The following is a 13,011-nucleotide window of genomic DNA, read 5'->3' as shown; positions in this document are numbered from 1 at the left end:
TGGAGCGGGCGACGGGATTTGAACCCGCGACAACCAGCTTGGGAAGCTGGGACTCTACCACTGAGCTACACCCGCTTTAACAGGGACAAGCATAAAATATCACAGGCTGCATAGTGGTGTCAATCAGCAGGCAGAATCCTGTCAACACAATTCTCACTAATTCTCATTTACTACAATAATCTGGTCCGGCGCCACCATTTTTGTCCTGGTGACCTTGCCGGAAGGGAACCGTATTTCTACATCCAGCATGCCGCTGTAGCTGCCGAGCCCGAACTCTGCCGGAAGAGAGTGCTGGGAGCCGCTCCCTTTGCCTCCCCCTATCTCACGGATCTGCATCCTGAATAGTGGTAGTTCTGCCGTCTTTTCAGATGGTGTAATTATTACCCTTGCACCTATTCCTGCACGGTTTGACCCGTTTCCAACAACCCGCACATGGAGCCAGTGGTTTTCGTTCCCGTCATTTCTGAAGAGCCTCAAACCTTCCCCGCCGCCTGTTGCCAGGTCTAAGTCTCCGTCATTATCATAGTCGGCAAATGCACTTCCCCATCCGTCATCTACCCTGACCCCGGCCAGCCATGTTATATCCGTAAATGTCCCGTCCCCTTTTCCTTTGTATAAATAACTTTTCCTATCCTTGTAAGTTGATGTTATGAATATGTCGGGAAATCCGTCATTGTCATAGTCTGCAACAGAGGGCTCTGCTGCTGTCTCTTCAAATCTTATCCCTGCTTTCGCGAACCGGTCTATAAATTTATAATCAGGCGGGCCCTGATTTTCAAGCAGCATGCTCTTGTCTGAATAGCCTATGTACCGGGGATGGGCAAGATTGGAGACAAAAAGATCAAGGTCTCCATCATTATCATAATCAGACCACTCTGACCCTATTGTATGGCCGTAAGCCCCCTCAGTCTCATAACCCTCTGCCCCCTTTACAGCGGCAAGATTGGTAAACGTCCCGTCTCCATTATTGTTCCACAATAGATTAGGATCCAGCCTGTAGTTTGAGACATATATGTCTGAGTCTCCGTCATTATCATAATCACCCCAGCTTACCCCCCGGCCGCACATATTCTCCCTCAACCTTGTTCCGGTTGTGTCACTGACCTCATCAAATGTCAGATAGCCGTTGTTGTGATACAGGTGGTCCCTATAGCATCTTCCCCTTTCAATCGTCTCATTGAGCGGTTTTTCGTAGTTTGCCAGGTAGAGATCAATGAATCCGTCACTGTCATAATCACCCCACGCAGCGCCTTCAGTTGGGTAGGAGTCAGGCTCAGAAAAAGAAGTAACTGTTATGTCACTAAAGGTATTGTCACCATTATTTCTCCATAGCCTGTCAGTGTTTTCTTTGCCTGTTGCGAATGTGTAGAAGTCGAGGAAACCGTCGTTGTCAATGTCTCCCCATATACCGCCATTTGCTCCGTCTGTTTGACTGATCCCTGCCCCAACTGTTACGTTGCTGAAACTTCCGTCACCATTATTCCTGAAAAGGGCAGAGCCATTCAGCAGGATGTCCTCAAAGCCGTCATTATCATAATCCCCCCATGCGATCCTCCTGGCATGGACTCCGCCTAAACCGGCTGCAGTTGTTACATCTGTGAACGGGATAACCCCCTCCTTAAGGGCAAAATATTTGTGCAGCTCTTCAGATGATTGTGTCTTGCCGGCCATAAAGGCCGGCGCTGCACCAATATCATATGCCGTATTTGAATTTAGCAGCTTTATAAGCCTTTCTTCTGCCTCTGTGCTTTCTCCGGACTTTAGGGCCTGCACATATGCATTGATTGCATCCCCTGTTTTACCTGCCTCTTGCAGGAGGGTTCCAAGGTGAATGTAGAGGTCTTCATCATATAACAGAAACCTGGCCGCCTTTCTGTATGATTCCTCTGCCAGTCCTGTCCTGCCGAGCCTCGAATATGCAAGCCCTAATGTAGAAAGATAGGTTCCCTTCGTCCTTTGTAGGTCTTTCAGCCATTCGGCGTAAGGATAGAATTCGGGTTTGTCTGCCGGATCAGGGTTGTCTATGAGTCCTATGGCCTTAATGATATACGAGACGGCACGTTCCAAAGCAACCCCTTCTTCTGTATACCAGTATCCTACTGAAAAATTGGCCCTTCTGCTCTCAGGTTCCCGCTGAATCCATTCCTCGCCAAGTCTGAACAGAAGGTTCCTGTCTTTCAGGTCTTTTTGCACAATGCCGAGCCTTATATAATTCACCATAACGGCCTCTTTTGCAAATGGGAATGCATCAAGAAAGATTTCACACTTCTTAAGGCGTTTTTCAACATCCTTTTCTCTTATTATTTCTTCAGAAAGATAGTTTGAAAGAGATTTTGATATCTCATCTCCTGGAGACAGTTTTATAATCTCCTCTGCAACAACCGCTGCCTTATCATCCTCATGCAGGAAATTTAGTATGTTAAATACGGTCATCAGCCTTTCAGCGTTTTGACGATCCATGTTTTCGAATGACACGAGGTCATCGGTTACTTTTTTTTTGATATTGTCCGAATAACCGTTTTCCTCAAGTTTCACAGCCATGAGTCCAGAGTATGCGCCGAATGCATTGTTGTCCAGCCTCAGAGCCTCTTCATAGGCATACTTTGCTTCTCTGAAGTCTTCAGTTTTCAGATAGACATCGCCCAAAGCGGTCCACGCCCTGACATTCCTGGCGTCATACCTGATCGCCTTATCAATCGCTTCCTCTGCCTTGTCATATTGACGTTTATTGGCAAGTTTTTCCCAATGCCCAAGGTAAAAATTGGAGCGGTAAGTGTTGATGAATGATGTACAGCCTGAGGAGATATAAGGTGTAAGCAGGACTAAAGATACTAAGAAAAGTTTCTTGACCATTCTCTTGAGTGGTAGCAGGTGAGCCGCCAGCGGTCATATAATTTTACTGCGTCCTGGTCGCTCAGTTTAGGGTTTAGTACCCTGTTTAGGGCAGGTGAGGTGATTTTTTCAACAGAGGCAACACCTGACCAGACCCTGGCGCTTAACCCTGCCAGGAAGGCTGTTCCCATCGCAGTGTAATTAATATCTTCCTTTGCAATTGAAACAGGCATCCTCAGTATGTCTGACTGAAACTGCATAAGAGAGGGTATTGCTGCGAGCGCCCCGCTTCCGTAGATCCTTTTTATCTGTAAACGGCCGTCGGTCTGAATGACATTTATATTATCCTTAACAAGGAATGCTATTGACTCGACTGCCGCCCGGACTATATCTTCCCTTTTTGAGTGATATTTGAGTCCATATATACATGCCGAGCTGTTGCTATCCCAATGAGGTGAACCGAGTCCTTCTAATGAAGGAAGCATAAAGAGGCGGTTTACAGAGCCCTTGCAGAGCTTTTCTATATCCTCTTTGGGACCAATGAGGCCAAGGTTGTTTTTAAGCCAGGACAAGAACGACCCTGCTGAATTTATTACACCTTCAAGAAGATATGAGGTGCCCTCATTATTTGACCAGGCTATGGTTGTCAGGAGTCCAGGCAGCAGGAAGATCTTTTTACCTGTGTTTGCGAGCACAAGGCCATCGTCACCATAATTAATGTTTACATCCCCCTCCTGAAAGAGACCGTGCCCAAGAAGGGATGCCTGTTTTTCCGGCGTGGAGGCGTGTATCGGGATTATTTGACGTTCTATGACAGCATCACCTGTATACGAAGACGCGGGGACTACATTGGGAAAGATTTCAGAAGGCAGATCAAACAGTTCGAGCAGCTCCCTATCCCATGTCCTGGTGAAAATATTGCATAAGAGTGTCTGGGCAGCGCTTGCATGGTCCATCGCGTAGACTGACCTGTTCGATAAATGCCACAGCAGATAGGTATTTACAGTTCCAATCAGTAAGCGCCCTTTTTCCACAAGTTTCTGTACTGACTTGATGTTCTCAAGCGCCCACTTTATCTTGGAAGCAGAATAATATGGTGACAGGTTTAGGCCTGTACGTTCCCGTATCATATCCCTCCGCTCAACCTTTTGCCTGCAGATGTCTGCCCCCCTTGGATCGCTAAAGGCAATAGCATTACATGCAGGTTTTCCTGTATCCTTGTCCCAGAAAACAATAGTTGACTGCTGTCCGCACATTCCAACTGCTGATATTTGCTGTCTTTTTGAGCCTATCTTCCTGAAAAGGCCCTTGATGGCATTTAACTGGCTTTTCAGAATTTCGTCCGTCTTATACTCAATCCAGCCTGAACGATGTATGTTAGGTTTTATACTGCAATCTGTCTGGGCTATTATTTTGGCGGTGCTATCAAGGAGGATGGCGCTGGAATTGTGAGAACCCTGATAAAGGACAAGTATGTATTGACGCATAAGCGTTGGTCCCTTTGATTTTGTGGCCTATATTATCAATCTGTTTGTCTAAAGTCAACTGTGAAACCATGTGAAACCATGTGAAATATCATGAATAAGACGTGAGGATAGAGACTAACTATTAATATCCTCTCAAGATTAGACGATATTAGAATGCCATTATAGAGACCAGTATGAGATATATCCACAGTATATAATGAAAATATTCAACAGATATCGTACTAAACTGCTTGTTATAATTGGGATTTCTCTTGCTGCATTGATCCTGACTATCCTGATTGCCTCGAGATTGATACTGCTTAATAGTTTCCTTCAGATCGAAAATGGGAATGTAAAAAAGAATCTGGAACAGGTTTTGAACGCCCTCAATGGCGAGGTGAATCACATAGATACGGTTAACGCCGACTATTCTGCGTGGGATGACAGTTATAAGTTTATACAGGATGGTAACAGGGCATATATTAACGATAACCTTCCTGATTCTGTATTGTCTACATTAGGTCTTAATCTTATTGTTTATGTAAGCAGTAAAGGGGACGTTGTTTACAAGAGATGGGCTGGTTCCCTGGAAAAGGTCTCAGGAAATGTCCCGGATAGCTTAATAGTGCATTTGTCACCTGAAAATCAGTTGGTAAGACATTCAGATACAAACAGTAAAGTAACCGGATTATTACGGCTGCCAGAGGGTATTTTAATGATATCTTCAAGGCCCATTATTCAAAATGATCATACAGGACCTGTGCAGGGAGCTCTTATTATGGGGCGTCTTCTTGACTCAGAAGAAGTTAAACTGCTTTCCAGACTGACAAAGCTCTCCATTAATTTTCAAAGGACTGATAGCAGGGAACTCCCGGATGATTTTAAAACTGCCCTGACAGGGATTACTAATTCTTCACCTTTCCTGGTAACCTCAGTCAACACTGACATTATTGCCGGTTACTCTGCAATTAATGATATTTACGGGAAAAGGGTGCTCCTTTTAAAGGTTGATGAACCAAGAAATATATACCAGCAAGGTGTCAGAACAATAACATATTTTATTCTCTGGTTTGCCATTGCAGCGCTCGCTTTTACTGCCATCAGCTATATATTGTTTGAAAGGCTGGTCATGTCCCGGCGTAAGGGACATGATTCTGAGGCTAAATATAGGGCTGTTATAGAGCATGCAACTGAAGGCATTATAATAGTAAATAATGCAGACAAGGTTATCCTTGAGGGTAATGATGCATTTAAAAAACTGCTTGACTACAGTGATGATGAAATCCTTGAAATGTCGCTGTTTGATGTTGTTGCAGAGGATACCGGGACCGCAGACCTTGAGATAGGGCGCATTGTCGGTGAGAAAAGGGATCTTAAGTTAAGACGTAAGGATGGTTCTCTAATCTATGCTGAATTATCCGCAAGCGTCCTTTCATACAATGACAGGGAGGCTTTGTGTGTCATAGTCCATGACATAACAGAGCGGAAGCTTTTTGAGGAGCAGTTGATGGACCAGGCTACACATGATTCTCTGACAGGTCTGGCCAACAGGAATCTCCTCAATGACAGGTTGAGTCATGCCATATCATACCAGAAGAGAAAAAAGATGCTGCTTGCGGTTATGCTGCTTGATATTGACAGGTTTAAGGTCATAAATGACACGCTTGGACATAGCATTGGGGATAAAATGCTTCAGCAGGTTGCTGAAAGACTTTCATATAGTGTGCGAAATTATGATACTGTTGCGCGGTTAAGCGGCGATGAGTTTGTTATCGTGGTAAATGATGTCTCTGACGCAACTGATATTGTAACAGTGGCAAAGAATATCCTGAATCTTTTCACTTCTTCTTTGAAAATACATGATAATGAGCTGTTTATTGGCGCCAGCATAGGCATTTCAATATTTCCCTATGATGGTGACAGTGTTGAGCATTTATTGATGAAGGCTGATACTGCAATGTATCATTGCAAGGCAGATGGAGGAAACAACTATCAGTTTTTTTCGAAAGATATGAACGTTAAGGCCAAAGACCGGCTGAATATGGAAACAGACCTGCGAAAGGCCGTGGAACAGCAGGAATTTATTCTCCATTATCAGCCCAAGGTTGATTTGTCTACTGGTGAGGTCTGCGGGATGGAAGCCCTGATAAGATGGCAAAGAGGCGGCAAAATGATATCGCCGGTAGAATTTATTCCCCTTGCAGAGGAGACAGGCCTAATCCTTAAAATTGGTGAATGGGTCCTCCGGACAGCATGCAGCGACATCAGAAAATTAATAGATATGGGGTATACCAATCTGATAGTTTCGTCAAATCTCTCTGCCAGACAGTTTGCAAAGGACAACCTTCTTGAAATAATTGAGGCCGTATTGGAAGAAAGCGGTCTTGACCCTTCATTTGTAGAGTTGGAACTTACAGAGAGTATACTTATGAAAGACGAGGAAAAACTTCTCAAAAAACTTTGTGCAGTAAAGGATCGTGGCATCAGGTTGTCAATTGATGATTTTGGCACAGGCTATTCCTCGCTGAGTTATCTGAAAAGGTTCCCAATCGATGTCTTAAAGATAGACCGCTCTTTTGTAATGGATATAACAGCTGATGATGACGGCGCTGCCATAGTAGAGACAATCCTCGGTATGGCACAGACAATGAGACTCAGGTCAGTAGCAGAGGGTGTAGAGCGGGCAGAGGAACTGAGTTTTCTTACTGAACATGGATGCAACGAGATCCAGGGATTTTATTTCAGCAGGCCGGTGCCGTTTGATGAGTTTGCAAATATGCTAAGCTCAGGGAAGAGGCTTCAAAACGGATCTATTGTTTCATAGCCCTGAAATATATGGCGCCGCCAATTGTGATGAACAGCAGGTTTGTCATCCATGACGCCAGCGCCGGGTTTATTCGCCCTGCATATCCCATATTTATGGCCAATGAGTATATAGTCCAATAAATAACGCCAGTCAGAATACAAAATCCTGTTCCACCGGCAATCCCGGCATGTTTTTTGATGTTAAAGCCAAAAATGATCCCAAAAACGGATAAAACAAAACCTGAAAATGGGAAGGCGGTCTTGCTATAGAGATCAACTGTAAGTCTTTTAACCTCATAACCCTCTCTTTTTATCGTATCAATATATTTCTTAAGGGTGAAATAATCTGTTTCAGATGCCTGGACGATCACATGCCTGAACTCATCCAGTTTGAAGGGGAAATCTATGGGAAGGGTGTCAAATTCAACAAGATTGACATTCCTGTTATCAGGATCAAACTTTCTCCTTACCCCTGACTTGAGAAACCAGTAACCACGCTCGGAGACAGCCCTTTCTGCGGCTATGCTTTCCATGATATTAAATTCAGGTGTCAGGTGGTATATGTTTATACGCCCCATAATCTTTTTATCAGGGTCAATAAAGCGAACATTATAGATCGTATAGTCATCAGCCTTGAGCCAGAGACTGTCTTCTTTAAAAAACATCTCACGTGGTTTTGCCTCAATAATCATGCGGATCTCCTCTGCCTTTTTATTGCTGACCGGTATGATATAGTTATTCAGGAGGAAAGTGCCGGCAGATACTGAAAGTGTTATGGCCAATACAGGCAGAGTAATATTCTGGATACTCAATCCGCCTGAACGAAGCGCTGTAAGTTCGTTATATTTAGTAAAGAGTCCAAGGTTCAGAAAAGATGCAAAGAGGAGTGAAAGTGGCACCGTGAAATATATTGCCTGCGGAAGACGGCATAGAAAGAAGATCGAAATCGTAATAAGGTCTGCATGAACCCTGGTAAAATCTCCAAGGTTCTCAAATACGTCTATGAGAATGTAGAGCACTGTGAATGCCACTGCAATCATAATGAATAATTTCATGAATTCTGATGCAATATATCTCTGAATTATCTTCATTTTCCCTTTGAAAATATGTTAGATAGAGACAATCCTTTTTCCGCAGACACCAGGATGATTATAAATATCGCAAGGATGAGAGATATAAGTACTGTTGCCCAGGCTGCAACTACAGGAGGTATGTAACCCTCAACAGCCAGTATCTCAAATCCACTGTCGAGTATGTAGTAACCGAAGACAATAACTATGCTCAGTATAAAACCGGCAAACCGGCTTGAAAACCTGGTCATAATCCCTATAGGTGATCCAAGAAGTCCGAGGACCAATGCGCCAGCAGGCAGAGAAAACTTCTTATAGTATTCCATTAAGAGACGCCTGTAATCCCGCTCCTTCCCCAGCAATTTCTTCTCCCTTATCTTCGCTTTCAGTTCATCCAGTCCCAGACCCCATTTTTCCCTTATCAGTCGCACACTTTCAATGGATTGAACTGACTCAAGTCTCATGAAGTATGTAGAGAAAGTCACCATCTGATATTTTGATGTGTCGTTAGTCTCAAAGTAGATGTGACCATCCTGAAGCATCAAAAATAGATTTGATGTCTCGGGGTCGTTGAGCATCCTGCCCCTTTTTGCTGTAATTATCTTTGAATCTCTTGAGGTCTTGTCTGAGATCAGTACATTGTTTAACGTATCCCCGGAAGTGATCTTCTTAACATAAAACAGCAGATTAAAGAGGTTATTGAAGACGCCCTCCTGCAGCCCCAGGTTCTTCTGTTCATTCAGTGTATTATATGATTGAATGCGTATATAACGGTGTCCCATCGGCTGGAGAACAGACGATGAAAATAATGCTATAATAAAGGCCATCATGGAGAAGATGAATACTGGCAAAAGCATGCGGTAGACGCTTATCCCGCCTGATCTCATTGCCGTTATCTCTAAATCTGTAGATAGCCTGCTAAAGGTTAGTAGGGATGATATCAATACGGAAAGTGGTATTGCAAGCACTAAAAAAAGGGGTATAATGAAGATCGAAAATTTCACGAGGAGTAGAAAACTAATTCCGGTCTCGGATGATATCCTGGAGAATTTTATTACCTGCTGCATCAGGAATGCTGACAATAATACAGAGAGGCTCAGGATAAATGAAATTGAAAGCTCCCGGAGGATATATCTGTCAAGGATCTTTACCATAATGATTTTCTACTATACAATAAATTGTTTTATTACTAAACACGAAAAATGCAAACAGTGAAAGACTATACAAAATTCAAGTCATACCTTGATGACAGGGTAAGGCATTATCCCTTTATTCATGATATGGTCCTGTTTTACAAGGGACTTATTGACATATGGAGTGGATTTGCCCCTGATGACCTGTCGCTCCTGTTTAAATCTCCCTCTGCGTTAGCGGGAAAAGGAGAACAGGAGGTCTTATATCTCATGGATACAACCAGGTTAGGGGATCTGGATTTTAATAACAGCATCAGGATGTCCATTAAAATATTCAGGCTTTTTGAAGCCGGCAGGCAGGGTGGCAATATAATCGAATGTGCCGGGTCATCGGAAGAGGCTGTGCTTGAGTTCATAAGAGAAGGGCTCTCAAAGGATGACAGATTCAAAAACGCAGTCCTCAAATGGATCCTCAAGCCGTCTTTTGAAAATACTTTGGCAAGACTGAATGTTGACAACAGCCCTGCTAAGGGGCGGTGCCCTGTCTGCGGGGCTCCACCGGCTATGGCCATTGTGTACACGCCGGAGGATGAGAAAGCGGAGCAGCGGTTGCTCTCCTGCTGTTTTTGCACATACAGGTGGCAGTACCCCATGACCGGCTGTCCATTCTGCGGCAATTCGAGGCCGGAGCGTTTCGGCCTTATTGTCGGGGATTCTGCGCGAGACCAGTGTGTGCGTGCTGTAAGTTGTGAGGAGTGCCGGACCTACCTTAAGACAGTATTTACTGGATGCCGCAGTGACAAGAAGAAACCGGATGACCTCGACATGGATATAGAGGATGTTGCTACGCTGAATCTGGACATTATGGCAGATCAGCGGGGATATACGGCCTTGTGCCAGCATTCATAATGCCAGGCCAAGGCAGATAAAAATCCCCCTTAGTCCCCATTTTCAAAGGGGGAAATCAGTTCCCCCCCTTTAGTAAAGGGGGGGAGGGGGGGATTTGAACGGAGATTTTCAGGTGAAACATTCTTATTTTAGAGCAGTTACTCTCACGTTCAGTATATTTTACATACTCCTGTCATCCGGACAGCTTGTATTTGCGAAGGTTGCCTGTCCGCCGCCGCTCAAAATGGTCTCGTCCACACCCAGGCATCTTTCTGAAGGTGTATCATTGGATGCACCTGTCATCATTGAGTGGGATAAGAAGACCCTGGAAACACTTTCGGAAGGTTTGAGAGATCTGGTGCCGGCCCTTGAATCAATAAACATAGCAGGAGGCAGGTATCGCATGGGAACACTCCTGACCACTGAGTGGGGTATCGGCGGGAGTGTTTCATGGACGGATAACGGGGAGATGATTACACCGGAGGCGCCGTTTGAGCCTGGAACCCAGTACAGGTTATGGACCATGTTATATCTGACAATAAGAGATGGTGATGCTGAGTCGTGTCCTGGAATAGGTGGTGAAGTAGTCTTTAAGACCGCCGGCACACCGCCTGCTGATGGAAATCCAGTCCGTAAATTAGACCTTTCAAAGATATACCATGGCGACCAGTATGGACATGGAGATATCCGCGGCATGGTCAGAGAACTTGATTTGGATCTTTCCGTTATGACTGTTGATGATGCAAGGCTTGGCAGTGTGATTTTAGTCATATACAAGGGGATACCCATATTCAAAGAGGGACAGCTGATACAGTTCGGGATGATAAAGACAGGAGATAATGTATCAATAAGGATTACCGGCGGGAGGGTTGTTACAGTAGAGGTTAGTAAGTAGCAGGCAGATACAAAAATCTTGCAATAAAATATTTCCATGTGTTAATATCACTTCGATATGTCAGGTCTTGTTAAAGAAAAAAATCTGCTTGCGAGGTCAGCCTACCATTATGAAATAGTTGATGCCAAAGAACCCAATTTATTCAGGGAATTCTTCCCCTACAATGAGGTGCCAAAGATACCATTCAATCACCGCATTGTCCCTCAATATACACCGGAAGAATTCTGGATAAGTGATACGACTTTTCGCGACGGACAGCAGTCGCGGCCTCCATACAGCGTAAAGCAGATAGTTGATATATATGACATGTTCCACAGGCTCAGCGGACCGAATGGCGTGTTAAGGCAGTGTGAATTCTTTCTGTATAATAAGAAAGACAGGGAGGCTGTTGAGAAGTGCCAGGAGAGGGGATATAAATATCCTGAGATAACAGGATGGATAAGGGCGGTTAAAGAGGATTTTCAGATAGTAAAAGATGCCGGACTTAAAGAAACCGGTATCCTTACCTCATGTTCTGATTATCATATCTTCCTCAAACTTGGCATGACCAGAAAAGATGCCGCAAATAAGTATATTGATATTGTGAGCAAGTCTCTGGAATCAGGCATTGTACCAAGATGTCATCTCGAAGACATTACACGCGCGGATTTTTATGGTTTTGTAATCCCGTTCGTTCAGAAACTGATGGAGTTGTCTGAGCAGAGCGGCATACCGGTAAAGATAAGGGCTTGTGATACCATGGGCTATGGAGTTCCTTATATCGGTGCATCAACTCCCCGCGGAATACCTGAGCTGATCTATGGTCTTGTCCACTATGGCGGTGTCCCGTCTCAACAGCTTGAATGGCATGGACACAATGATTTTCACAAGGCACTGATAAATGCAACCACTGCATGGTTGTATGGCTGTTGTTCAGCTAATGGTGTGATGCTTGGTTTCGGGGAGAGGACTGGCAATACGCCTGTTGAGGCCCTGATCATGGAGTACATTGCATTACGGGGCGATACCAATGGGGTGGACACGACCATGATTACTGACCTGGCGGAATATTTCAGAAAAGAGCTTGGGGTACAGGTACCTGCAAATTATCCTTTTGTGGGTGTAGACTTTAATAACACGAGCGCCGGTATCCATGCTGACGGGGCGCTGAAGAACGAGGAAATATATAATATATTTGACACCGTTAAACTGCTTAAGAGGCCGATGGGGATTACGATTACTGATAAGTCCGGAATTGCCGGAATCGCATACTGGGTAAACGGCCATCTGGGCATGGATGACAGGCAGGCTGTAGACAAGAAGCATCCTGGCGTAGAAAAGATATATAAATGGGTTATGGAGCAGTATGAGGCCGGAAGGCTCACGACGATATCATCAGAAGAGATGTTTGCACAGGCAAAGAAGTATCTCCCGGAGTACTTTGGTTCTGACCTTGACAGGCTGAAGAAGAGGGCAGAGGAGATTGTCGCATCACTTGTGGAGGAACTGGTTGATGATGAGGCCTTCAGGGTTCTGAATACTGAAGGGATGGAGACAAAGATGCAAAGACTGGTGGATGAGAATCCATTTATTCAGTTTGCCTATGTTGTTGACCTTCAGGGAAAGATCCTGACCAGGAACATTACCCAGGTGATTGACAGGGCTAAATATGAGAAGTTTGACATGGGGCAGGACTTCTCAAACAGACCCTGGTTTATTGAACCTGTAAAGAGCGGAAAGACTTTTGTCACCGATTTCTATAAATCTCTTGTAACTGATCTGCTTTGTGTTACAATCTCAAGTCCGGTTCGCAATGAGAGGGGCGAAATAAAGGGAGTTTTTGGTGTGGATCTGAAATTCGAAGATGTAGTGAAGATTGACAGGCGAATGGTGGCAGGTACTGTATCAGCAGGTGAAAAGGGCGGCGTTGAAGGGGAGATAAT

Annotated in this window: 8 protein-coding genes and 1 tRNA gene; 4 read left to right on the top strand and 5 right to left on the bottom strand. The window is 44.5% G+C overall.

The genetic code is table 11. From position 1 onward, the window contains the following. From IT393_06795 to IT393_06785, 3 genes are all read right to left on the bottom strand, one after another. Positions 1–75: transfer RNA gene (locus tag IT393_06795), tRNA-Gly, on the bottom strand. 81 nt (positions 76–156) lie between these two features. Continuing rightward, the gene (locus IT393_06790) at positions 157–2,853 is read right to left on the bottom strand and encodes a VCBS repeat-containing protein (GenBank protein ID MCC7202347.1); all 2,697 of its coding nucleotides are present in this window, start codon (positions 2,851–2,853) and stop codon (positions 157–159) included. Next, positions 2,832–4,319 (bottom strand): hypothetical protein, encoded by a 1,488-nt coding sequence (locus IT393_06785; GenBank protein MCC7202346.1) that lies wholly within the window; start codon positions 4,317–4,319, stop codon positions 2,832–2,834. Before IT393_06785 ends, IT393_06790 begins: the two co-directional genes overlap by 22 nt. A gap of 196 nt (positions 4,320–4,515) precedes the next feature. Between IT393_06785 and IT393_06780 the strand changes: the two genes are divergently transcribed. Next, positions 4,516–7,122 (top strand): EAL domain-containing protein, encoded by a 2,607-nt coding sequence (locus tag IT393_06780; protein ID MCC7202345.1) that lies wholly within the window; start codon positions 4,516–4,518, stop codon positions 7,120–7,122. Here the strand turns inward: IT393_06780 and lptG are convergent. Both lptG and IT393_06770 read right to left on the bottom strand, forming a co-directional pair. Further along, entirely contained in the window at positions 7,109–8,194 is a 1,086-nt protein-coding gene (gene lptG, locus IT393_06775; protein ID MCC7202344.1) for an LPS export ABC transporter permease LptG, read from the bottom strand. The two genes, IT393_06780 and lptG, sit on opposite strands and share 14 nt — an antisense overlap. Further along, positions 8,191–9,327 (bottom strand): LptF/LptG family permease, encoded by a 1,137-nt coding sequence (locus IT393_06770; GenBank protein ID MCC7202343.1) that lies wholly within the window; start codon positions 9,325–9,327, stop codon positions 8,191–8,193. The genes lptG and IT393_06770 overlap by 4 nt, the downstream gene beginning before the upstream one ends. Before the next feature lie 57 nt (positions 9,328–9,384). Here IT393_06770 and IT393_06765 point away from each other — a divergent pair, with 57 nt between their 5' ends. The 3 genes from IT393_06765 to IT393_06755 all read left to right on the top strand — a co-directional run. Then, positions 9,385–10,215: a formate dehydrogenase accessory protein FdhE gene (locus IT393_06765; GenBank protein MCC7202342.1), complete on the top strand. Its 831-nt coding sequence runs from the start codon at positions 9,385–9,387 to the stop codon at positions 10,213–10,215. Positions 10,216–10,327: 112 nt separating this feature from the next. Then, positions 10,328–11,089, top strand: a complete 762-nt coding sequence (locus IT393_06760; protein MCC7202341.1) for a hypothetical protein — start codon at positions 10,328–10,330, stop codon at positions 11,087–11,089. 57 nt (positions 11,090–11,146) lie between these two features. Further along, positions 11,147–13,011, top strand: a 1,865-nt coding sequence (locus IT393_06755; protein ID MCC7202340.1) for a histone-lysine N-methyltransferase, incomplete at its 3' end; no start/stop codon positions are given.

This window comes from Nitrospirota bacterium (genome assembly GCA_020851375.1).
Lineage (GTDB): Bacteria > Nitrospirota > 9FT-COMBO-42-15 > HDB-SIOI813 > HDB-SIOI813 > RBG-16-43-11.
Note: the sequence above shows the minus strand (reverse complement) of the source record. Positions and strands in the feature narration are given on the sequence as shown.

What these genes read in the sequence shown, in the direction of transcription:
- lptG (MCC7202344.1), bottom strand. Translation starts at nt 8,194, where the DNA reads ATGAAGATAATTCAGAGATATATTGCATCAGAATTCATGAAATTATTC.
- IT393_06780 (MCC7202345.1), top strand. Translation starts at nt 4,516, where the DNA reads ATGAAAATATTCAACAGATATCGTACTAAACTGCTTGTTATAATTGGG.
- IT393_06770 (MCC7202343.1), bottom strand. Translation starts at nt 9,327, where the DNA reads ATGGTAAAGATCCTTGACAGATATATCCTCCGGGAGCTTTCAATTTCA.
- IT393_06785 (MCC7202346.1), bottom strand. Translation starts at nt 4,319, where the DNA reads ATGCGTCAATACATACTTGTCCTTTATCAGGGTTCTCACAATTCCAGC.
- IT393_06790 (MCC7202347.1), bottom strand. Translation starts at nt 2,853, where the DNA reads ATGGTCAAGAAACTTTTCTTAGTATCTTTAGTCCTGCTTACACCTTAT.